Origin of the sequence: Dyadobacter jiangsuensis (assembly GCF_003014695.1) — a bacterium.
In the GTDB taxonomy this organism is placed as follows: Bacteria; Bacteroidota; Bacteroidia; order Cytophagales; family Spirosomataceae; genus Dyadobacter; species Dyadobacter jiangsuensis.
This window is the reverse complement of sequence record NZ_PYAS01000001.1, coordinates 272,434-294,762: the sequence shown is the minus strand read 5'-3', so window position 1 is coordinate 294,762 and position 22,329 is coordinate 272,434. Positions and strand designations below refer to the sequence as shown.

Sequence of the window (22,329 nt, the reverse complement as noted above, 5' to 3'; positions counted from 1 at the left end):
TTTACCATCTATGAGGCTGCTGTTTTTTGTACTGTTTTTATGCATTTTCCGCATTTCCAATGCACAGGATTCCATTCGCGTTACATTCGCCGAGGAAGAATCCCGGGAAACATTTGTGAAACAGCGGTTTGTAGACCGGTATGAGAATGTATTCATGACCAAAGTGCCTACGCGCCATATGCTGAAACTGGGGCTGACATTTAAGCCCAACTACATTTTCAGCATTGAAAACACCGCTAATAATACCACACAAGTCGATGTGGGGTACGAATACAAGTTGCTGCCGTCATGGTCTGTCGGCGCAGACGTGGGTGTCAGCGGAGGCTGGGGTGATAATGCCGGGCTGGAAGGATTGGTTTCAGGAAAAATCTATGGCCGGTGGTACTACGACATGCGCCGACGGATAAGGGAAGGAACCGGTAGTAACAACTTCACCGGGAATTTTCTGGCCGTGGTCGGCGAGCGGCAATGGGGCAAGGAGATCGTGAATAACCGGCTGAAAAGGATCGGATTGGAGTTCGGACTGCAAAGGCGTTTTCTGAACCGGGGCCGAATGGAATTGGGCATCGGACTTTACTACCAGGACTACCGGCAAGACGGTGATCCGCTGCTGCTGGCTTATGAGTTCGGCAAGTCGTCCCGAATCGCCATCGCATCCCGCACGAGCATGGGATTGGCTTTCGGCGACTGGAAACGACAGAAAGACCAGCCCTTTTGCGAGGTACTCCGTTGCGACGACTTTGTCCGACAACTTTGGAAGCTGCAATGGCCAACCGTCTACATCTCACCCGATTATTCCAACGGGAGCATTGGCCTCGCCTATGAGCGGAAGCTAAAAAGCAGCCCATTCTCCCTGAATACGCAGGTTGCTCTCAACTACATGCGCATTGTATCGCGGGATTTCCCTACGCCCGGAGCCAAGTTGGTGTCGAACGACTATCAGCTGCAATCGACTTTACATTTACGCTATTATACCCATCAGAAGAAGGCCATACGACAAGGCACGGGCGGGAATAACCTGTCGGGCTTCTACATTGCCCCATACGTGCATCACCTCTTCTACCACAGCGAAACTTATTTTGGCGAGGGAAAGAGCAAACGACACCTGGGACTGGGCGCCGGTGTTGGATTCCAGCAGGTTATGCTTGGCAGCGTATTCATCGACATCTCCGCTGGCGTGAGCCAAAATCTGCTGAAAATCGACCAGAACTCGCAGCGCTACCTGGGCTATGTCCGTATGGGCTTCGGGCTTGTGTTATAGACGGCAAGCCCCAGCCCAACTCGCATTACCTGATCGCCGCGACACCCGGAGCGGCTTCCGGAAATTTTTCGAATACCCTCGAATCGTGGCCCGGCAGGATGTATTTCGGATCGCTTACGAGGGATTTCATTCGCTTCATGGCGTCGACATAGCCCTGCGGATCGGTGGTACCGCCCGGTGAAGGAGGCGTGAGATGATCGAGGCTGTAATAAATCCATATATTGTCTGAGGCAATCACGACCTTTTCCTTGCCGTTACTAACCATCACGTACTGTGAATCATAGGTATGTTTCGAACCTGTAAAAACGGTCACGCCCGGAAGGATCTCTTTGTTATCTCCCGCGATCAGGCTTAGCTTTCCCGCCAGGTTGAGGTCGATCACCGTCCGCACGTCACTCTGTGCAAACCCGCCCTTGCGTCCGTCCTTTTGCCAGGCTGTCCCCACGAAACCGTCAAAATCGGCCTTTTGCATCCAAAGCGTAGCATTTGGAAACAGCGTGACGCCGCCCAGGTGGTCCCAATGCGGGTGTGACAGAATAATATCGCTCACGTCCCCGGGCTTCACGCCCAATTTCAGCAATGCCGAGTCGGGACGGATATAGCCGGCTATTTTGAAAAACTCCTCTTCCTTGACCTTTTCCGGCATAAACCCGGCATCTACGAGGATATTCCGGCCATTTTTTCCCTTCAACAACCAAAACATGAAACTGATCGGGACCGGCACATCTTTTCCGCCTCCGCTCGCCCACTCGGCTTCATAAAACTGCTTGTCGGTACCGGCGAATTTGATCGCGAATACTTCATAGGTGTCAGATTGCCCATAGACAGAGGCGGGCATTAATAGCAAAAAAGTAATCGTTGCGAAAGCGGCTGATTTCAGTGATCGTAACATTCGATGCATAGCTGCGGGATAATATTGGAACAAATATAAAATTACTCAAAAATTTTATTGAATAGAGGCAACTGTCGAAGGCTTTAACTGGGTCTGTATATCCGAACCCAGCTATTCATCCTTAGAATACACTTCATGGAACAAACATTTCCGTTTCGTTCAGTCCCGGAAACCTTACCGGTCTCCACTAAATCGCTCAAAAAGCGAACCGCTAATTATTCGATAAAATACATTTTCAATGAAAACAATTTAACTAAGTGCCTGAGTTCTGACCGCAGGATAATGATCACTTCGGTTATTATATTTGGCATCGTGCTGCTATTCACCTACCCAAAATATTTGGAACTAATTTTTGACGATAATATCGGAGTGAATTATGCTTACTTTTTTGACAAAATATCGGATCCAATGTCAACAGTCACGGTCGATAAAGAGACACATGGAGGCAAAATAGATTTCAGATTTACCGTTCCATTACTCGCCGGATTAATTGGCGTGAATGCAGGTTCGACTGGAACAAGTGTGGTCGCTATCTATTTAATACAGTCCGCATTATTGGTACCATTCCTTTTTATGCTAATAAAAATATTGCTGCGGCGACTATCTCCGATGACGGTTCTGTTGTTTGTCATGGGAAGCTCCACCATTTACCTTGCAAAGGCCTTCTTTTGGGATTATGATTTTTGGTTTGATGCCTTCGCTTATTTCTTCCTGACCCTGGGAATGTACCTTAAAAACCGTGTCGGGATCTTTCTCTCATTGACATTGGCATGCTGGACGGACGAGCGGGCTGTAATCGCGCTGGCTTCCGTCTTTCTTTTCCACCTGCTTTCGGAGTCGGATTTCGAGCTGAAATCATTCAGGCAATTGGGAAGTAAGAAAGACTGGCTCCAAAGGACTTCTTCCGTCGTGCTGATGGTTGGCATATCATACCTGATAGTCAGAACATTAATAGCAACGTTATTTAACTTACATACTCCCACCGGCTCGGGTTCGGGCGTCGAATTGAGTCTGGTTCCCTTCCAGTTCAAGCACAGGCTTTCGGGAGTTTTTCTCACCTTCGAGGGCTTTTGGGTACTGTATCTGTTTGCCGTTGGTCTGCTGATAAAAAAGGGAAATACATTGCTATCTTTGCTAATGCTGTCGCTCATGGCCGGCCACATACTGGTTGCGTATGCTGTGTTCGACATATCACGAAGCCTGACTTATGCATTTCCGCTAATGATTATCTCGGCATTTATCATCAGCAGGTATGAGGTTCGCAACATAAAATATCTGTACATGGCAGCAGCAACCATTTGCGTTTTACTGCCTACTCAATATGTTATTTTCTATCCACGTCAAATCCCCTGGACGATTCTCAGCTTTGAAGAACTTAAACCTGTGATCAAGCTGCTATTCTTGTAACAGCATTAAACTTTTCAGTTTTATTTCTATTTGCGAATGGTAGCCTTTTTATTTTCTTAAACAATATTGTCATTCATAAATTTGTTTGTATAAAACAAGTTTCAAATTCACATAAGTCAATCATCAATATCAGCGATACAAAGCAGTTACATTACTCATAATCGGAGCATCCGTGGGCAACTTTACAGCTTCCATCATATGCCTTATCGGTATTCTTACCTGTTCGTGTAAGGAGGAAGAGCTTTATGTCTACAAATGCGAAGAGGGTGCTGTAAAGTTCGAATTGCTGAATGATGAATTAAATCCGGGAGCCCGTCTGAAAGATCCCGGCAATTTCGATATTGATTATGAAGTAATTCAGAACGACGATGAATTATACCAAAAAGTTTTTATCCGGTATTTAAAGAAAAAGATCGACTTCAATACCAAAAGTCTGATCGTAGTCAGTGTCAAAAATCATACACATGCAGCTGTGATGGCTCAAAATGTAACGGCGAACTGTGCACGCAACAGATTGACAATTACCGCTGACCTTCGCTACGGATCACAGCCGGTCGGCGGCGTGGATTATGTTTTCGCCATCGTGCCCAAAATCCCGCACGACACAGAGATTGAATTTATCCCGAAATACATCAGATAACGACGCTCAGGCAATGATTCCTTTAACCAGCTTACCCGCCACGTCGGTGAGACGATAACGCCGGCCCTGGTGTTTGAAGACCAATTTTTCGTGATCGAGCCCCAGCTGGTTGAGAATCGTAGCATGCAGATCATGAACATGAACCGGGTCCTTTACGATATTATAACCGAAATCGTCGGTCTGCCCATAAGAAATCCCCGGTTTGATGCCTCCGCCAGCCATCCAGATCGTAAATGCCCTCGGGTGATGGTCGCGCCCGTAGTCTTCTTTCGAAAACTTACCCTGGCAATAGTTGGTCCTTCCAAATTCCCCACCCCAGATCACCAGTGTTTCGTCCAGCAAGCCCCGCTGTTTCAAATCCGTTACCAATGCCGCGGAAGCCTGGTCCACATCCATTGATTGCGCTCTAATCTCCTTCGGCAGATTGGAGTGCCCGTCCCAGCCCTGGTGATATAACTGGACGAACCGCACGCCCTGCTCGGATAGTTTCCTGGCCAACAGACAATTGGCCGCGTACGTGCCGGGCACCAGGCAATCGGGACCGTACAATTTCACGATCGACTCCGGCTCTTTGCTCATATCCGTAATTTCCGGAACGGCGGCCTGCATCCGAAACGCCATTTCATACTGCTGGATTTTCGTGGTAATCTCTGGATCCTGGTACTCGGCAAAAGTCCCTTCGTTCAATGCCGCCAGCTTGTCGAGCATTTCGCGCCGCTCGCTCCGATCCATACCATCAGGATCACCCAGGTAAAGTACAGGATTCTCTCCGCTGCTGAATTGCACGCCCTGGTGCACCGAGTCGAGAAAGCCGTTCGTCCAAAGCTTGGAATACACACCTTGCCCATTACCGATCCCGCGCGACAGCAGCACGCAGAAGGCGGGCAAATTCTGATTTTCGCTGCCAAGGCCGTAACTGAGCCAGGCACCCATACTGGGGCGGCTTCCCACCTGCGCCCCGCTTTGAAAAAAAGTGAGCGCAGGATCGTGGTTGATCGCGTCCGTATTCATAGACTTAATGAAGCAGAGGTCGTCCGCGATCCTCGCCGTATGCGGGAGCAACTCGCTCACCCACGCGCCCGAGCGGCCATGCTGAGCGAAATTGAAAATCGACCCTGCCAATGGGAAGCTCGTCTGATTGGCCGTCATGCCCGTCAGCCGCTGCCCTCCCCTCACCGATTCCGGCAGATTCTCCCCGAACATCTTATTGAGCAACGGCTTATGGTCGAACAACTCATACTGAGAAGGTGCCCCATTTTGAAAGAGATAGATGACGCGTTTCGCTTTGGGGGCAAAATGCGGCAATCCGGATACGATATCGTTGACGCTCGTTTCCTCCCCGCCCTTGAATATGTCGGGTATTAAAAGCGAGCCCAACGCCGCGCTTCCCAGGCCCAGGCTCATCTTCGACAAGAAGTGCCTGCGGTTGATATTCATACCAAAATCAAAAATGGGCTTTTCCATAGCGGTAAGTCAATGCGGATGGTTTTGTCAGGACTTGGTGATTGTTTCTTCCATATTATAAATCGTGCTGATGACCCGCATCAATGCAGCTGCCTCGTCTTTTCGCACTCGCTTTTCATGTACAAAATCTCCCACATTCAGCACTTTCACGGCTTTTTGCTGATCCTTCGAGAATTTGGCAAACTCGGAATGATAGTAACCTACCAGCAAGTTCACTTCTTTCTCCGTCGGCTTGCGGCACACAATTCGCTGAAACAGCTGCCGTATCTTTTCCTCCACCGGTATTTTCCGGGCAACCGTGCGCTCGGCGAGCACGCGCGATGCTTCCAGCACCGCAGGGTCGTTCAGCATGATCAGCGCCTGCAAAGGGGTATTGGTTTTTTGCCTTTTTACCTCGCAATGGTCCCGGTTACTGGCGTCGAACACAATCATCGCGGGCGGAGGCAACGTCACCTTCACAAAAGTGTAGAGGCCCCGCCGGTAGAGTTTGCCGGCCGTATCCTGCACATATTTCGTCAGGTCGCCCCTGTTGGCCGTGCTGCCCTCCCAAAGCCCCTTGGGCTGATAGGGCTTCACACTCACCCCGCCTATTTCGGGGTTTAGCAGGCCGCTGGTCGACAAGACAATGTCCCGCACCATCTCGGCGGGTACGCGGTAGCGCGCCCCGCGCGACAGATATATATTCTCGGGATCCTTCTCTTTCTTTTCTTCGGTGAGTTTCGACGACTGCCGGTAGGTAGCGGAGGTGACGATTTGCTTCACAAGGCGCTTCACATTCCAGCCGTGGTTCATGAAGTCAACCGCGAGCCAGTCGAGCAATGCGGGATGTGAGGGCAAATCCCCCTGCATTCCAAAGTCGCCGGCACTTTTGACAATCCCCCGGCCGAAAAACTCCTGCCACACCCGGTTCACAAACACCCGGGCCGTCAGCGGATTATTCTTATTAAACATCCATCCCGCGAGTCCCAAACGGTTTCTCGCATATTTCGTGGTATCGAATGGCATCACCGATTTTAAACTACTCGCCGTCACAACTCTCCCGGGCGCGTCGTACACGCCCCTGTTCAGAATGTGTGTGGGGCGGAGTGTATCATTCTCGCTCATGACCGAAAGCCAGATGGTACTTGTATCGGCACTATTGATGAAATTCAGGATACCTTTTCGTTCAGCGTCCGTCACTTCCAATATCGGTGCCACCGCTACGCCGCCCTGGATTTTGTCCTGACCCTTTTCTTTGGAGTTATTAAAAAAAGCAAACAACCGGTAGTAATCTTCCTGCGAAATCGGGTCATACTTGTGGTCGTGGCACTGCGCACATTCCACAGTAAGGCCCATCAGCCCGGAACTGACCGTCTTCGTTTTATCCAGATTATATTCAATGCGGTACTCTTCCAGAATGATACCGGCCTCCTCGTTGTATTTGTGATTCCGCAGGAAAGCGGTAGCCAGAATCTGCTCTTTCCCGGCATTGGGCAGCATATCGCCGGCTAGTTGCCATGTCACGAACTTATCATAAGGCATGTTCCGGTTGAATGCGTTGATCACCCAGTCGCGCCAGGGCCATTGCGTTCTGGAATGATCGTTCTGATATCCAAATGAATCACCATAACGCGCAATATCGAGCCAGTGCACGGCCATTTTTTCTCCGTAAGCCGGCTGGCTCAGGAGTTGGTCGACGATTTTCTCATAACTCTTTTCAGTACCATCATCCTGAAACTTCTTTTGAAGCTCCGGCGACGGTGCCAGGCCGGTAAGGTCCAGCGACAGCCTCTTGATCAATTGTTCTTGTCCCGCGGGCTCGTTAGGCTCCAACCCGACCTCTTCCATCTTTGCAAGGGCAAAGTAATCTATTTCATTCTTAGGCCAGTTTTCATCCCCTATTTCAGGTAAGGCGCTTTGCTTCGGAGCCACAAACGCCCAATGCTTCTCATATTTAGCTCCCTGCGAAATCCACTTTTTCAAAATTTCGGTTTCCTCTTTGGTGAGTAGTCCCAAATGCGACTCCGGCGTAGGCATTTGATAATCCGCATCCACCGAAATAATCCGTTTGTAAACTTCCGATGCTTCCGCATTACCGGGAACGATGACAAACCCCTTTCCGTCCCGGAGTTTCGCATAGGCACTTTCCGCCATGTCCAGTCGCAACCCCGCCTCCCGGTGCTTGGCATCGGGGCCATGGCATGCAAAGCATTTGTCGGAAAGAATAGGCCTTACCTGAAAACTGTACGAAACCTCGCTGGAATTTCTCCCGCTCTTTTTTGTGTGGACGCACCGAAAGCAGAATACGGCCGAACCAATCAGTATCGTAATCCCGAAAAAACACTTCGTGAAGGTCTGTAAGCGCATGTTCTCCTTTGTATGATGAAAAATGGTACGCAACCCATTTAATATTCGAATAGTGATAATCAACAGCACCAAAGATCCTATGATTCAACGCAACAAATAAGTAGTGAATTGACATTTTCTAACACCAGATTGGTGTCTTTCATGATTCGAACGAGCATATTCAGATAGCGGGAATTTAATCATCAGCAGTTACAACCAAATCCTCCCCAAATACATCTTTCCCCTGTATTCCCAGATTCACCTTAACAAACGCCCTTATGAAAATCTCAAAATCAGTATTACAGGCAGTTGCCGTCGCGGTTACGGTCACTGTATTGGCCACCGCCTGCACAGACAATGCTGTTGGACCAAATGGCGAAAAAACCACCAAAAATAAAAAGGTGGACCCTTGTCCAGCCTGTGGAATGGGCTGATTCCTACGTATCCATGTCTGAAATCTACTCATCGATCGCCTGCAACCTGGACACTCATATTCTGCAAGCGGCCTTGCCTTTGTTTGAACAAGAAAAAGTGGAGGCCATTGAGTGGTCATTCGATACACTTTACCGATTTGACGAAGTCCCTGCCTGGTTTACCGATCTGGTGAGCGAGTTCAGCAGCCATAACCGGCTGGTCGGGCACGGCGTATATTTTTCATTATTTTCCGGCAAATGGTCGACCGGGCAACAGGAATGGCTCGACAAGCTCAAAAAGCTGTCCGGCGAATACAATTTCGATCACATTACCGAGCATTTCGGTTTTATGACCGGCGAGGATTTCCATAAAGGTGCTCCTATCGGCATTCCGCTTACTTCCCGGACGCTGGCGCTCGGAAACGACCGACTCCGAAGGATTCAGGACGCGTGCCAATGTCCGGTCGGGCTGGAAAACCTCGCTTTCTCCTATTCGATCGATGAAGTGAGAAAGCACGGAACATTCCTGGATCAATTGGTAGAAAGTGTCAACGGCTTCATCATTCTCGACCTTCACAACCTTTACTGCCAGGTTCACAATTTCAACATTGATTTTGCGGATATTTTAAGACTATACCCACTCAACAAGGTGCGGGAAATCCACATTTCGGGCGGAAGCTGGGAGGACACGATGACGCCCCCGCACATGCCCGTGCGCCGGGACACGCACGACGAATCGGTGCCCGAAGCAGTGTTTGAATATCTCGGCAAAGTCATTCCCCAATGCCCCAATCTCAAATTTGTGGTGCTCGAACAAATGGGCACTGCGCTCGCCACACCTGCCAGTCAGGCCGCCTTCCAGTCTGATTTTCTGCGTATGGACCGCATTGTTAAATCGCTGGCACGAAAATCGCTTCCCATACCTGCACACCTGTTTGCGCCACTAGCGGGACGTGCGAACCCCGTACCGCTCGAAGATCCTGATTTACACAAGCAGCAAATGCAGTTATCACACATTCTTGAAACGGCCGCAAATGTAAGTGAAGCAAAAGCCATGCTGCGTTCGTCCGATCTGCATAATTCCGCCTGGGAAGTTGAAAACTGGGCTCCGTACATGCTTGAAACCGCTATGGCGATTGCACAAAAGTGGAAAAATGGGTTTGTTTGAAAACCGTATTTTAATCTTTAAGCAGGTAACCTATGAGCAATAAGCTATTGAGAATGGACAACATCGGTATCGTTGTGGAATCCCTCGACAATGCCATTTCTTTTTTCACCGAACTGGGCATGATGCTCGAAGGGCGCACCACGATTGAAGGCGACTGGTCCGGGCGTGTTACCGGCCTCAACTCGCAACGTGTCGAGATTGCCATGATGGTCACCCCCGACGGCCACAGCCGGATCGAGCTATCGAGATTTCTCACGCCTGCCATCGAATCGGACCACCGGAATGCTCCGGTGAATGCGCTGGGATACCTCCGCGCGATGTTCGCCGTGGAAGACATTGATGAAATGGTAACCCGGCTTACCAGCCACGGCGCCCAGCTCGTTGGCGAAGTTGTTCAGTACCAGGACTCGTACAGACTCTGTTATATTCGGGGAGCCGAAGGGATTCTAATCGGCCTGGCGCAAGAAATCGGAAAGCAATCATAGACGGCCTATCAAACATCAAAGCCCGGCAAACACTGGGCTTGCCGGGCTTTGATGAATTCGGAACGCGTATTAATACCCCGGATTCTGTTTGAGGTTATTGTTAACCGCGATTTGCGGGCTTGGGATTGCGTAAACAAGTGTTTTCGGATCCGGATCCGCAGGTTTGATTTGCCCCGCCAGCAGGAACTTGCCGAAGCGGATCAGGTCCTGTCTCCTCCAACCTTCCCAGTACAATTCTCTGCCGCGCTCGTCGAGCAGGTTATCCAAAGTCAAAGCAGTGAGATTGGCTGCTCCGCGATTGGTACGGATCGAATTGACGATCGTCAGGGCATCTGCGGCCGCGCCGGGCGTGCCGCCACGCAAAATGGCCTCCGCTTTCATGAGCAGCACATCCGCATACCGGTACACCACCCAGTCGTTGTTCCGCTGTCCCTTCGAAGCATAGTCGAACGGATATTTGATCACCCTGATCCCTGCCGTTTCCAAAGTAGCACCGCTCGTACGGATCGTAATATCCTTTGTAAAAACCAGCGGCTGAGTAGCCGGGTTTCTCGCATTGAGGGGCTTGTTGGTCACCCAGCTGTACTGCTGGCCTTCCAGGAAGCCAACGTTCTGGATCTTGTAGCTTTTGGTGCGGTTGGAAGTGGTATCGGCAGGATAGTTGTAATAAATACCCTTTCTTTCATCCCCTGCCGCAAACTTATCGTAGAAATTCGAAAGCGTCGCCCATCCATTCCATCCGCCCGGCGTCATATTGTAATGCGACACCGTCCAGTAAGCCCGGTCCACACCGCCGCCGCGCACGCCTTCTTCATTGTACAGCGTGAAAATGTTCTCGGTCGACTTCACATTGTTATCCGGGGCGAAGTTATCGAAATACTTGCCCGGCGCCGAGATGGTATAGCCGGTGATCTCGTTGGCGAGGGAAATAACCTTGCTCATATCAGCCGCATCGAACTTAGGGCTTTGTCTGTTCAAAAACGCGCCCTTGTTCAGATACACTTTCATCAGCAATGTCCTCGCCGCATTCTTACTAGCTACATACGCCTGCCCCGCGGTCCCATCCGGAAGGTCTTTCATAATAGCGTTCATTTCCGAAATGATAAAATCGATCGTTTCCTGCGAGGTGAGCGTTTTCGGCAGCTCGCGGAAATCTTCGAGGCTCTCGCGGTAAGGCACGACACCCCACAAATCCATCACATCGAACATCGCCAGGGCGCGGATGAATCTCGCCTCGGCCGCCTGCTGGGGTGAAGGCGCATAGCGCAATACGTTGGACGACTGATAGATCGCCGTCAGCAACCCGCCGAATGTGTTGCTCATGTATGAGTTATCGGCATTCCAGGTATGCAGGTGAATGGCCCGGTGGGTACCATTATCGTCCCAGTCGCCCCCGCGGGTAGGTGCCACCGCCGCATCGGTCGAGAGCTCCTGCAAACACCAGCGGTTATCCTGCTGGTAAGGGCCGTTCAGCGATGAGTAGGCGCTGATCAGCAATTCGGCGGGATTGATGTTCCCGGTAGTACCCTTTTCCAATGCGCTGCCCAGCTTTTCGTCCAGATCCGTGCAGGAAAGCAGCATGCTGCAACTGAGGATTGCCGCACAATATGTTTTGAGTTTCATAGATTCTTTGTTTTTGATGAATTACAGTGAAAAGTTTACGCCCAGCAGGAACGTTCTCGCCGAAGGGTACGGAATGTACTCGATCCCCAGGGAAGGAATGCCGCCGCTGGATCCGTCGGTGTTCACCTCAGGATCGAAACCTTTGTAGCCTGTCAACACAAAGAGGTTCTGGCCCGTCAGTGAAATGTTCAGATTCTTGAACGCCTTCCCGATGTTGCCAACCCTGTAACTGAGGGTAACGTTTGACATTTTCATGTAATCGCCTTTTTCAAGGTACCGGGTAGAAGGCGCCGCCGAATTGGAAGTGGCTTCCTTGATATCCTTGTTGAAGAAGTCTTTCGCGATGTTTTTGGTAGACAGGTTATTGATACCCAGCACCGTTGCAAAAGTGTTATTGAACAGGTAATGCCCGAATGCGCCGTTCATATTGACAATCGCCGAGAACTTCTTGTAAGTCACGTCCGTCGAGAAACCCAGGAGGTATTTCGGGTTGGGGCTATGCACGTAAAACTTGTTTTGAGCGGGGTCAACCGAAGTACTCACCTGGCCGTCTGCACCTTCGTACATGCTGGTTCCCGTCGTAGGATCGAGGCCGGCGAATTTAGCCAGGTACCAGACGTTCAGCGGCTGCCCGCTTACCATTCTCTGTCCCAACACGCCTGAGAAGCCCTGTCCTCTCAATGCAGCGGTTTCGTAAAACCCTGGCAGCCCTGAAACGCTGTTTTTTAGATAAGTAGCATTCGCTGAAATATTCCAGGTCCAGTCTTTGTTTTCCAGCACGGTACCGGTCAGGGCTACTTCTACACCTTTGTTGACTACCTCGCCATCCAGGTTCACCCAGATTTTTCCGCTTGGCGCAGGTTGTGCCAGCGTTCTTTCAAACAAACCGTCGGTTGTTTTCTTGTTAAAAACATCAATCGAACCCACGATTCTCGACTGGAACAAGCCAAAATCGATACCTCCGTTGAAAGTTTCGGAAGTTTCCCATTTCAGGTCGGGGTTCCCGAAGTTAGCCTGACTGATACTTTGTGTACCAAACACATACCGGTCACGCGAAGCACCCGAGTCGAACTCCCGGTTACCCGTCTTACCCCAGCCGAGACGAAGTTTCAGGTTGTTTACCGTGCTGTTACCTTTCAGGAAAGGCTCGTTCGAGATGTTCCATGCAAGGGCTACCGCAGGGAAATTAGCATATTTATTGTTTTCCCCGAATTTGGTAGAACCATCCCGTCTCACAGTTCCGGTGAAGAGGTATTTATCGAGGTAATTCAATCCAACCCGCACAAACACCGATTGCAACTGGTTTGTGGGGGATTTGAAGGAGTTGATTCCACGGTTGCTCGCTACCGAGTAGTTCAGATAATCGTAGAAATCCAGACCAACATACGTAAAGCCGCTGCCGCTCACAGAATTCCAGCTATTCGCATAGTCGAGGAACTCGTAACCTGCTACGGCGTTGAGGTTCAACGACGGGCTGATATCCTTGTTATAGCTCAGCGTCTGGGTCAGCTGCTGGTTGGTTTCAGAGTTGTTTCCAATAAATGCAAAACCATTTCTGATTTGCGCCGGATCCACCAATCCTGCAATATACCGGCCCTTCCGGTTACCGGTCTGGCGGGTAATGCTATACACCAATTTATATTCCAGGTCATTGGTGATCTTGTAGGAAGGTGCAATGCTGGCCACGGTGGTATTCACGACCGCGATATCCTTGTACGCTTTCAGTGAAGTGAGCGGGTTGATCGTCGTCGGGCTTACGTACGTGAGCGAGTCCGCATTGACGCGCAACGGGCGGGTAGGATTCCAGGTCAGCGCCTGTGAAATAACGTTACCGGTGAAGCCTACACCCACGTCGATCGGCGCGAGGTTTTCGTTCGTCTGGGTAAACAGCACGTTAAAATCAAGTCCCAGCTTCTTGCTTTCAAGGAATCTGAAACTGCTGTTAATGCTCGCTGTATACTTTTTCAGTCTCGAAGTTTCGATGATCCCCTTCTGGTCCATATACCCTGCCGAAACACGGTATTTACCATTATCGGTACCGCCGGCGATCGCCATTGAATAGTTCTGAACCGGGGCTACGCGGGTAATTTCATCGAATGCATTCACATTGCCACCAAAATCAGCCCCTTTCACGTCATTGGGTGCATAGTACTGAACCGCCTCGCGGAATTCGTCGGCATTCAATACTTCCGGCTTTCTCAGCAGGCTGGATACACCCGTTGAAGCATTGATACTCACCGTCGGAGCGCCCGAAGCACCTCTTTTGGTGGTAATGATCACAACGCCATTCGCACCGCGGGAGCCGTAGATGGCCGTTGCCGAAGCGTCTTTCAGAATGTCCATGCTGGCAATGTCGTTCGGGTTGAGGTAGGCCAGCGGGTTACCGCCATCCGAGCCGAAACCACCGCTTCCCCCAGGCCGCGCCGAGCTGCCCGAAAGCGGGATACCATCCAATACGAACAACGGGTTGTTACCGGCACGGATAGAGGAGTTACCCCGTATACGCACAGTGGTTGCGCCACCCGGCTGCCCGGTGTTGTTGATCACCATCACGCCCGGTGTGCGACCCTGGATCAGCTGATCCGGCGCTGTAATCACCCCTTTGTTGAAATCTTTGGGTTGCAGTGAAACGACCGAACCTGTCACGTCTTTTTTCTTGACAGCCCCATACCCGATCACCACCACTTCTTCCAACGCCTTCACATCATCGACCAGCACGACGTCGATAGTCGTCTGGCTGCCGACGGTAACTTCCTTCGTTGTGAAGCCGATGAAGCTGAATGCGAGGGTGGATGCCGCAGGAGCGGCAATGGCATAGCCCCCCTCCATATCGGTGGAAGTTCCCTTGCTCGTCCCCTTAATGGTAATGGATACGCCAGGCAATGCATTGCCTTTGCTGTCGGTCACTTTACCTTTCAGAGCTATATCCTGGGCATAAGCATTTCCCAGGAAAAACGTACAAAACAGCATTAACGCGCCCACACCTTTCATGCCAAAGGACATCCGCCCTTTCGCGCTTCTTTCACCGGGGCGAAAAAGACGCAGAGAAAAATTCATCATAGATAGATTAGTTAGTGTTTGAAGAAAAAGTACAAAGGAATCCAGGCCTCACGGGGCCCTCAGGTAGCAGCATACATAGCATTTTCAAGTTTTGGTTTTAGTTAGGTATTTGATAACATCCTACCATTCCCACGCGGGAGGGCAGCGTGCGGGAGGGAGGCTGAAAACGGGACTAAACGCGGAATGGCGTAAATAATTAAGCAAAAACGTCACTCCACCGGGGCGAAGGAAAAAGTAAAGTTATGTCGATAGAAATAGGATTATTTAAATAACTAATAAAATTTACCAAGTCAACCGCTGGTAAATTAATATAAATAGATCTGATAATGCAAAAAGAAAAAGTGAAATATTGGCGTCTGAGGTGACATTTTCAAACTATGCCTATTTTGTCGAAATATTGTACAATATTGACATTAGAGAAGTGCAAAAAAACGGCAGTACCCTTCTGAGTCATCCAAAAAGGAAATGTTTCCCGTGTAGGGAGGGAATAGGGGGAAACACCGATGCGTTACGCTAGGAACCGGAAAATTCGGGGAAGATCATCTTCGCGACTACCTTTCCGGAAACCGCTTCAATGGCAAAGTCGATATTCAGCAGTGCCGCAATATCCCTTACCAAAATCAGGCCAAGGCCATTGCCATCTCCTCCCAAATGGGTGAAGTACTTCCCTGCGCCATTGAGCCGGTCGGTTTGCGGGATTCCAACCGGCAACTCAGTGGCAACCGGATTTTGAATATGAAGATACAGCCGGTCGTCGACAACGTTACCGGATATGGCTATTTCCCCATTCCGGGTATGCTTTGCTGCATTGTCCAGCAGGTTATGCAGGATAACACCCAGCAAATGGGCGTTGGTGTGCACGGTCAGATTTTCGTTGAGGGAAATATGCAATGCATTGCCGGCCGAATCCAGAATCTGTTCGAACAGGCGCCCCTTTTCCCGCATAATAGCAGCCAGGTTCACATGAGCCGAATGCAAAGCGCCCTTATGGATCTGGCCTCTGGCAAATTCCAGGAGGTTTTGCATCAGCATGGCCGTATTGCCTAAACTGATTTCAATTTGCTGATTGTATTCGGTTGCCTGCTCCCATTGGCGGCTGTCGATGAGGTTACCGGTATGCTTCGCGGCGGCGATGATGAATTGCAGCGGCGCCTGAACATCATGGGCTATCGATGCCACCACCCGGGTGAGAAGATACACCTGGTGGTCCAGCTCCTCCTGCGATTCGCTCAAAAAGGAAAGCGTCTCTTCCAATTCCGCCGTCCGCTCCGAAACAAGCATCTCCAACACATGCTTTTGCTGCTCGGCCTCCGCGGCACGGTCTCTCTCCCTTTTCAATGCCTCCATTTGCCGCTCGCGCTCGGTTTCGAGCAGGAAAATAATGGGGACCATAATCAGCCCCAGAAGGAGGCCGCGCAAAGAAAGGCGAATCGTGAGAATCCAAAGCGGAAGCTCCCGCACCGATTTGAGCGGGTAGTCGTCGAACATGCGGAACGACGCAAGGAAAAATAAATTGGAAATCGCTGCGCACAACAGTAGCGCGATCGCGATTTTCTTCCATTTGACCAGGTTGAACTTGTAATAAGTCTGGTAGCTGGATAGCCAGGTGGCCATACACATCAGCCAGATCACAATTTCCGATCCGATCAGGCTTACAAGATTGGCGCCCTGGCCTTCCGCGAGTCGAACAGGCACTATCGACAAGGTCACAACCGTCGCCATCAACGCGCCGAGTTGCAGATTATATTTTTTCATCAAGGAATTCATACCACCAAAAGTCGGCGCAATATAGCTGGTACTTATCCTAACCTCATCAGTAAATCAGGGTCGTTGCAGAAAATTCGTACAACAAATGCATTCGGGCAGATTACCATCAATTCGTTTTCAGCGACTTAACAGGATTCGCCGCCGCTGCCTTGAAACCCTGAAAACTGATCGTTAGAACAGCCACACACAACCCTGCCGCCCCGGCCAGGACAAATACCCACCAGCTGATCGGGATATGGTAAGCGAAATCTTCCAGCCAGCGCTGCATTGCCAGGTAAGCGAGCGGCGAAGCCAGTAAAACGGAAATGAGCACCAGTTTCAAAAAGTCTGTGGAAAGCATGGTTACAATATTCAAAACCGTCGCGCCGAGTACTTTCCGGATGCCGATCTCCTTCCTGCGCTGCTCGGCCGCAAAGATGGTCAGCCCGAACAATCCCAAGCAGGCTATGACAATGGCCACACCGGTAAACCAGTAGACAATCCGGCCGGTTTTTTGCTCGTTTTTGTACATTTTGTTGTAGGTGTCGTCCAGGAATGCATATTCAAAAGGTCGGTTTGTGTTGAACTGGTTATAGATTTTCCCGACGGATGCCAGGGTGCTTTTCGCATCCGCATTTTTGGCCAGCTTGATGTACAGGTAGTCATTAAAACTGCTGTCGCTACCGATTTCCAATCCCATCGGGCCGATCTTTTCCGTGAGCGTACTGAAGTGAAAATCTTTGACAATACCTACTAAATCCCTGTGGGTACTCGCGCCTACATTCAATGTCCGGTTATAGTTCGCGATGTCGATCCCCAACTCCTTCGCCGCCGTTTCATTCAGCACAACACTCGTCCCCTTACCTTCACCCAACTTTGCCCTGGGCCCGGCAACCCATTTGACCTGCATCGTCTCCACAAACTGTTGATCTACCGAGAAATAATTAACATAGACCGTTTTATCACTATTCAACTTTTTCAACTCCCATCTGTTGCCCAGGGGATAATACATCAGTAGCGTGGAAGAAGTGACCGATTCCACGCCTGCGATGTTTTCCACGCTCTGCCGGATTTCCCGGTAATGTTTGGACAACCCATCTTCATGATCCAGGAATACGGTCACAATTCTGTCCCTGTTAATGCCCAGATTTTTGTACTGAAAAAGCTCCATTTGCCTGGTAATCAAAATAGAACCAATAATAAGCGCGATCGATACCGTGAATTGAAAAACGGTAAAAACCCTGCGTGCCCGCGCCGCGCCGCCCATGGTTCCGTACGCTCCCCGGAAAATCTGGCCCGGAGCCAGCCGCGAAAGCAGCACCGCGGGATAACCGCCGGAAAGCAGGATGCTTGCAACATAGAAGCCCGCCAGAGAAAAAAGGAACCAGGGGTTTTTCAGGAAGGAAGCATCCACCGGCAATTCGAGCGACCGGTAGAGGTAATCTTTCAAACCCCAAAACAGCCCTACTGCCAATGCAAATGCAATGGTCACATAAATGGCCGATTCGAGGTAAAACTGCCATATCAAAGCCATCCTTTGCCCTCCTACCACTTTCCTGACTGAAACCTCCCCTGCCCGGCTGGATGATGAGGCGGTTGTAAGGTTCACATAATTGCACAAGGCCAGCGAAAGGATCAGCAACCCGATGAACGAAAAGACCATTGCCTTTTGCTTCGCCGGCTTGTTATCTCTTTCAAAATACATATCGAAAAGCGGGAAAATGTCGTAGCTGTCTTTGCCATCTTTTATTTTCGACGACGAAGAAAGCAGCGAGGGAATTTTCCGGGCTACCGCCTCCTGCGAAGCGTCGGGACGGAGCAGCAAATAGGTATGGTATTTCCCCATTGCTCCAACATAGCTGTTCTGATCTTTCACCGTGCTATCGGCGGTATTCCCTACTCTTTCTTGTATGTCACGAGTGCGGAACGAGATCAGATCGCTCAAAAAATCAAATTTGATGGTGGAATTATAGGGCAGATCCTTCAAAACACCTACTACTTCGAAAACCTGTGTTTTGTCGTAGGTGATCGTTTCCCCGATGGGATCCTGGTCGCCAAAATACTTGGCAGCCATGCTTTCGGTCAGCAGAACCGTATTGGGTCTGGTCAAGGCTGTTTTTTTATCCCCTTTGACAAATTCAAAGGAGAACATTTGCAGGAAGTTGTTGTCGGCGGCCACGAAGCCGGTTTCATAGTATTTGTGCTTGCTATCACTCTGCACGAGCCGACTATAAAAGCTCTGGTCCGATATCCTTCCAAACTGTTCCACCTCGGCGCATTGGTCCTTCATTGCCTGCCCGAAACCATACGAAAGCCACGGTATGGAATACGACTTGTCGCCCTCATTATGATTGAATTCTACTTTAACAATCCGGTCGCCCTTAGCATGAAAACGGTCGTGGCTATACTCATTAGCCACGTAGGCGGCAACCAGCAATGTGGCCGTGAGGCCGATCGCCAGCCCACCGATGTTGACGAAACTAATCACATAATGCCGCTGAATATGGCGGAAAGCGATTTTCAGGTAGTGTGAAAACATGGCTAACAGGGTTTCTGGTTCGGTAATGAAAGAGGCTTGAACGCTAAAGATAGAATCTCAAATGCAAATTCCCAGTGCGGAGTCGCTCATTTTCACGCCGGTTACAACTTACTCCTATTTGCCGGTATACGAACTGAGCATTTACCCGGCAGTCTCCAAATGGCAGCGATATCGGACAAAATCATATATATTTGAATATTCTAATATAACAAAACCAATGAACAGCCCGCTCCATCTCTACAAAGCCGAGTTTTTCAAGACGTTAGGGCATTCGGTCCGGCTCGCAATACTGGATGCGCTCAGGGATGGCCCGCTTTCGGTAACGGAATTGCAGGCTGTGATTCAGGCCGATCAATCGATCCTGTCGCAGCACCTGGCCAAATTACGCGTCATGAAGTTTGTAAGCAGCCGCCGCGAAAGAACCACCATTTACTACGATGTACCCGACCGGGAGATCTACCAGTTTCTTGACCTGGCCAAAAACATCTACGTGCGCCAGCTGCGGCAGTCGGAGGAAATGCTGAAAGAACTGGCTCCGTCGGAGGAATGATCAAATTAACCTGAGCGAGAACACCGCGATAATCGGCATGTCACTCCGGGCATGCAGCCATTAAGAAAATAATTTTGACCACCATATGAATTTGAAACTTGAAAAAAGAAGCGGCAACGCATGCGAACTATGTAAATCCGATCAGCAGATCTCCGTTTACCAGATCCCGCCGGTCGTCGGTTACGCCGACAATGAGATCGTCGTATGCCAGAATTGCCGCTCACAAATAGACAGAGAGCAGGAAATGGACAGCGATTACTGGGGCTTTCTGTCCGAAACCATGTGGAGTGAAGTACCTGCGGTTCAGATTGTTGCCTGGCGTATGCTAAGCCGTCTCAAAAATGAAACCTGGGCTGCCGACAACCTGGATATGCTGTACCTGGACGAGGACATGCTGGCATGGGCGCAGGCAAGTTCCGACCATGAAGGAGCCGCAGATCTGGCCGTCCACCGCGACAGCAACGGTAATGTCCTGAAAAACGGGGACACGGTTGTGCTTACCCGCACATTGGATGTAAAAGGCAGCTCGCTCAACGCAAGAATGGGTACGGTTGTGAAGAACATCCGGGTTGTGGAAGACAATACCGAACAAATTGAAGGCAAGATAGATGGTCAACTGATCGTGATCCTGACCAAGTACCTCCGCAAGCAGGCTTGATAGTCATGGGGCCAACGAAATGTTGGCCCCATGACCTGAGTCTTAAATCGCTATTTCCAGCTCCTTGGAAAGCGTTTCTATTATTTGGAATTGACCTGCACATCATCGACATAAAACGTTGCCGGAGCCTCTTTCTCGTCGGCGCCCGACAATGGCGGCGCCTGCTGCTGATTCGGCGTCGTGCGGTTGGGGACGTTGCGATAAGGGCCTGTCCGGAACGAAATGCGTTCTACCGAGGTAACCGCCTCGGATAGCTGAGCCTGCGTGAGAACTTTGCGTCCATCCACATAGAGATCAAAAGTACCTTTCACCGAAGCATTCACCACGAGTTTGAACTGGTACCATTTGCCAGGCGTGTAAGGTGCAATCACCTTTTCCTCGCTACCGTTCCAGGCTTTCAGCACGCCATCGGCATCAAAGCGCAGGCGTACGGGCCGGTTACCGTACCGGTCGTTGAGCTCCACATCCAGAAGCCCGGCGCTGTTCTGCTTCGCCAAAACCTTGAATGCCAGCGTCGCCTCGCTGCCCTGCTGAAAAACGCGGATCGCACGGGCATAGTCATATTTGTCGGTATCGGTAAGTTCCAGGCTTTTATTGGAAGCCGACGGAAATGCAGCAATCTCAACCGGCGCCCATTTCGGGGCATAAATATTCCAGTCCTTCACTGCGCCGTTTACTTCCATTGCGTCAAAATTGTCATTCACCGGCCCTGTCACCGTTGTTCTGACAGGTACAGGCACGCGCGATACCCAGGCATCCTCCTTGTTGACAGTGTAAGTCAACCACATGTCGTTGCCCGGCGGAGTACCGTCCCCCTCCACGATTCCCCGCACATAGCAAGGCCCGAAATCTTTCCAGCGCCCGTAAAACCGCCGCTCGGGCACTTCCGAATGTACCAGTGACATATCGTTGTAAATAATGCCGTCGCTGCTGGTCATCACGATCAGCGGAAAGCGGTATTCCTGGGTGGCAATCGGGTTAAAGCTCATCGCGTAGCGCCCGTCCCTGGTTTTTTGGCCCCAGTTTTTACCTCCCGGCATGAGCAAAGTCGGTACCTTCACGGCTTTCGACCACGACTTCCCTTCATCGTCGGACAGGCTTGCGTATGAAAACTTCCAGAGCGCTACCACCTTTCCGTCGGCCCGGTGGTAATACGACGGCGCTTCAATCTTGCTGTTGTCGGTCTCGTCCTTGAAGGAATAGAAACCGTCCTTTCCCCGATCCTCATCCCACCATTGCAGCGTTTTCAGCTTATCGGCTAACAATTCGTCACAGGCAGCCACGAATCCGGCGTCGGGTGATTTTTTGTAGAACGGATAAGAAGTATTGCTCTCATTCCAATCCCCGTGGCTTGTATAACGGATAAAATATATAGGCCCGAAAGTACCATTCTTGTACACTTCACGCACTACCCTGCCAATGCCGCCCTCCTTGAACGGGTGCTCGGTGTGCCCGTAAAAGCCCAACACCAGTAAACGACCATCTTTCGCTACATGAAAACCCATGCGCTGGTGCATCATATAACCGGTATAACCTTCCGGAATTTTCACACCGTCGGGCGCCTTGTAAGGCGGAAAGATGACCACCGGCTTATTCCAGCGACGGCCGTCCCTGGAAGTCATCAGCAAAGTTTGCACCGGCGCGACGTGCTCATCTACGGGGCCGCTCAGGTAATGCTGGTAAAACTGCCCGTTCCAGTAAGCAAGGTTTGAAGCATGATTGTACGTCCAGCCGTAACCGTCGGCTTCTTCGGGATGGGTACGGTTGGCACGCAAGGTCTGGCGGTTTTCCACGCCTATCGCGTAGCGCAGCGCTCCGTCCTGCACGGAAGGGTTTGCAATTTCACCACCGATGTAACGTACCGGCTCACTGGCTGTACCGGTCTGTGCCAGCAATGCATTGGCCCACAGCAGCATCGACGACGTGAGGAGGATTCTTGATTTTTTAATAAGCATAGGAGAAAAAATAAAGGCGGGGCCAGCAGGCTCCGGGGAAAACACAATATATTTCTAATACTGCAATAACCCCTATTTTGAGCCAATTTCATTCGAAAATTACAAAGTGTCCATTACTGCATCCATTACCAACCACTTAAAAC

16 protein-coding genes are annotated in these 22,329 nt (G+C 50.4%); 8 read left to right on the top strand and 8 right to left on the bottom strand.

Annotation, left to right across the window (positions count from 1 at the left end; all coding sequences use genetic code 11):
* Positions 1-10 precede the first annotated feature (10 nt).
* Positions 11-1,261 carry a hypothetical protein gene (locus CLV60_RS01085; protein WP_106593535.1) on the top strand — a complete coding sequence of 417 codons (1,251 nt, stop codon included), beginning with the start codon at positions 11-13 and terminating at the stop codon, positions 1,259-1,261.
* 25 nt (positions 1,262-1,286) lie between these two features.
* Here the strand turns inward: CLV60_RS01085 and CLV60_RS01080 are convergent, their stop codons facing one another.
* Positions 1,287-2,153 carry an N-acyl homoserine lactonase family protein gene (locus CLV60_RS01080; RefSeq protein ID WP_211302172.1) on the bottom strand — a complete coding sequence of 289 codons (867 nt, stop codon included), beginning with the start codon at positions 2,151-2,153 and terminating at the stop codon, positions 1,287-1,289.
* A gap of 135 nt (positions 2,154-2,288) precedes the next feature.
* Here CLV60_RS01080 and CLV60_RS01075 point away from each other — a divergent pair, with 135 nt between their 5' ends.
* The gene (locus tag CLV60_RS01075; RefSeq protein WP_146151501.1) at positions 2,289-3,560 is read left to right on the top strand and encodes a hypothetical protein; all 1,272 of its coding nucleotides are present in this window, start codon (positions 2,289-2,291) and stop codon (positions 3,558-3,560) included.
* Between the two features lie 172 nt (positions 3,561-3,732).
* On the top strand, positions 3,733-4,200 hold the full coding sequence (locus CLV60_RS01070; RefSeq protein WP_106593532.1) for a hypothetical protein: 468 nt from the start codon (positions 3,733-3,735) through the stop codon (positions 4,198-4,200).
* A 6-nt stretch (positions 4,201-4,206) separates the two neighbouring features.
* Here CLV60_RS01070 and CLV60_RS01065 read toward each other — a convergent pair whose 3' ends face one another.
* Together CLV60_RS01065 and CLV60_RS01060 are read right to left on the bottom strand one after the other, a co-directional pair.
* Positions 4,207-5,664, bottom strand: a complete 1,458-nt coding sequence (locus CLV60_RS01065) for a DUF1501 domain-containing protein (protein WP_106593531.1) — start codon at positions 5,662-5,664, stop codon at positions 4,207-4,209.
* A 27-nt stretch (positions 5,665-5,691) separates the two neighbouring features.
* Complete coding sequence (locus CLV60_RS01060) at positions 5,692-8,010, bottom strand: PSD1 and planctomycete cytochrome C domain-containing protein (protein WP_106593919.1); 2,319 nt, start codon at positions 8,008-8,010, stop codon at positions 5,692-5,694.
* A gap of 257 nt (positions 8,011-8,267) precedes the next feature.
* Between CLV60_RS01060 and CLV60_RS34180 the strand changes: the two genes are divergently transcribed.
* Genes CLV60_RS34180 through CLV60_RS01050 form a run of 3 tightly spaced genes read left to right on the top strand, consistent with a single transcriptional unit; the run spans position 8,268 to position 10,055 of the window.
* A complete protein-coding gene (locus tag CLV60_RS34180) occupies positions 8,268-8,423 on the top strand; it encodes a chryseobasin-related MNIO class RiPP peptide (RefSeq protein ID WP_170118682.1) in 156 nt (51 codons plus the stop codon).
* A 13-nt stretch (positions 8,424-8,436) separates the two neighbouring features.
* Positions 8,437-9,570, top strand: a complete 1,134-nt coding sequence (locus CLV60_RS01055) for a multinuclear nonheme iron-dependent oxidase (protein WP_106593918.1) — start codon at positions 8,437-8,439, stop codon at positions 9,568-9,570.
* A gap of 32 nt (positions 9,571-9,602) precedes the next feature.
* Positions 9,603-10,055 carry a VOC family protein gene (locus tag CLV60_RS01050; protein ID WP_106593530.1) on the top strand — a complete coding sequence of 151 codons (453 nt, stop codon included), beginning with the start codon at positions 9,603-9,605 and terminating at the stop codon, positions 10,053-10,055.
* A 69-nt stretch (positions 10,056-10,124) separates the two neighbouring features.
* Here CLV60_RS01050 and CLV60_RS01045 read toward each other — a convergent pair whose 3' ends face one another.
* The 4 genes from CLV60_RS01045 to CLV60_RS01030 form a co-directional block, all read right to left on the bottom strand.
* The gene (locus CLV60_RS01045) at positions 10,125-11,678 is read right to left on the bottom strand and encodes a RagB/SusD family nutrient uptake outer membrane protein (RefSeq protein ID WP_106593529.1); all 1,554 of its coding nucleotides are present in this window, start codon (positions 11,676-11,678) and stop codon (positions 10,125-10,127) included.
* 21 nt (positions 11,679-11,699) lie between these two features.
* Complete coding sequence (locus tag CLV60_RS01040; protein ID WP_106593528.1) at positions 11,700-14,738, bottom strand: SusC/RagA family TonB-linked outer membrane protein; 3,039 nt, start codon at positions 14,736-14,738, stop codon at positions 11,700-11,702.
* Positions 14,739-15,251: 513 nt separating this feature from the next.
* Positions 15,252-16,493, bottom strand: a complete 1,242-nt coding sequence (locus CLV60_RS01035; protein WP_170118681.1) for a sensor histidine kinase — start codon at positions 16,491-16,493, stop codon at positions 15,252-15,254.
* A gap of 118 nt (positions 16,494-16,611) precedes the next feature.
* Complete coding sequence (locus CLV60_RS01030) at positions 16,612-19,023, bottom strand: ABC transporter permease (protein ID WP_106593526.1); 2,412 nt, start codon at positions 19,021-19,023, stop codon at positions 16,612-16,614.
* A 217-nt stretch (positions 19,024-19,240) separates the two neighbouring features.
* Between CLV60_RS01030 and CLV60_RS01025 the strand changes: the two genes are divergently transcribed.
* Both CLV60_RS01025 and CLV60_RS34570 read left to right on the top strand, forming a co-directional pair.
* On the top strand, positions 19,241-19,573 hold the full coding sequence (locus CLV60_RS01025) for an ArsR/SmtB family transcription factor (protein WP_106593917.1): 333 nt from the start codon (positions 19,241-19,243) through the stop codon (positions 19,571-19,573).
* Between the two features lie 85 nt (positions 19,574-19,658).
* Positions 19,659-20,231 carry a PhnA domain-containing protein gene (locus CLV60_RS34570; RefSeq protein ID WP_106593525.1) on the top strand — a complete coding sequence of 191 codons (573 nt, stop codon included), beginning with the start codon at positions 19,659-19,661 and terminating at the stop codon, positions 20,229-20,231.
* An 80-nt stretch (positions 20,232-20,311) separates the two neighbouring features.
* On the opposite strand, the gene CLV60_RS01015 is transcribed toward CLV60_RS34570, so the two are convergent.
* A complete protein-coding gene (locus tag CLV60_RS01015) occupies positions 20,312-22,186 on the bottom strand; it encodes a heparin lyase I family protein (protein ID WP_106593916.1) in 1,875 nt (624 codons plus the stop codon).
* Positions 22,187-22,329: the final 143 nt, after the last annotated feature.

What these genes read in the sequence shown, in the direction of transcription:
- CLV60_RS01085 (WP_106593535.1), top strand. Translation starts at nt 11, where the DNA reads ATGAGGCTGCTGTTTTTTGTACTGTTTTTATGCATTTTCCGCATTTCC.
- CLV60_RS01080 (WP_211302172.1), bottom strand. Translation starts at nt 2,153, where the DNA reads ATGTTACGATCACTGAAATCAGCCGCTTTCGCAACGATTACTTTTTTG.
- CLV60_RS01075 (WP_146151501.1), top strand. Translation starts at nt 2,289, where the DNA reads ATGGAACAAACATTTCCGTTTCGTTCAGTCCCGGAAACCTTACCGGTC.
- CLV60_RS01065 (WP_106593531.1), bottom strand. Translation starts at nt 5,664, where the DNA reads ATGGAAAAGCCCATTTTTGATTTTGGTATGAATATCAACCGCAGGCAC.
- CLV60_RS01060 (WP_106593919.1), bottom strand. Translation starts at nt 8,010, where the DNA reads ATGCGCTTACAGACCTTCACGAAGTGTTTTTTCGGGATTACGATACTG.
- CLV60_RS34180 (WP_170118682.1), top strand. Translation starts at nt 8,268, where the DNA reads ATGAAAATCTCAAAATCAGTATTACAGGCAGTTGCCGTCGCGGTTACG.
- CLV60_RS01055 (WP_106593918.1), top strand. Translation starts at nt 8,437, where the DNA reads ATGTCTGAAATCTACTCATCGATCGCCTGCAACCTGGACACTCATATT.
- CLV60_RS01050 (WP_106593530.1), top strand. Translation starts at nt 9,603, where the DNA reads ATGAGCAATAAGCTATTGAGAATGGACAACATCGGTATCGTTGTGGAA.
- CLV60_RS01045 (WP_106593529.1), bottom strand. Translation starts at nt 11,678, where the DNA reads ATGAAACTCAAAACATATTGTGCGGCAATCCTCAGTTGCAGCATGCTG.
- CLV60_RS01040 (WP_106593528.1), bottom strand. Translation starts at nt 14,738, where the DNA reads ATGATGAATTTTTCTCTGCGTCTTTTTCGCCCCGGTGAAAGAAGCGCG.
- CLV60_RS01035 (WP_170118681.1), bottom strand. Translation starts at nt 16,493, where the DNA reads ATGAAAAAATATAATCTGCAACTCGGCGCGTTGATGGCGACGGTTGTG.
- CLV60_RS01030 (WP_106593526.1), bottom strand. Translation starts at nt 19,023, where the DNA reads ATGTTTTCACACTACCTGAAAATCGCTTTCCGCCATATTCAGCGGCAT.
- CLV60_RS01025 (WP_106593917.1), top strand. Translation starts at nt 19,241, where the DNA reads ATGAACAGCCCGCTCCATCTCTACAAAGCCGAGTTTTTCAAGACGTTA.
- CLV60_RS34570 (WP_106593525.1), top strand. Translation starts at nt 19,659, where the DNA reads ATGAATTTGAAACTTGAAAAAAGAAGCGGCAACGCATGCGAACTATGT.
- CLV60_RS01015 (WP_106593916.1), bottom strand. Translation starts at nt 22,186, where the DNA reads ATGCTTATTAAAAAATCAAGAATCCTCCTCACGTCGTCGATGCTGCTG.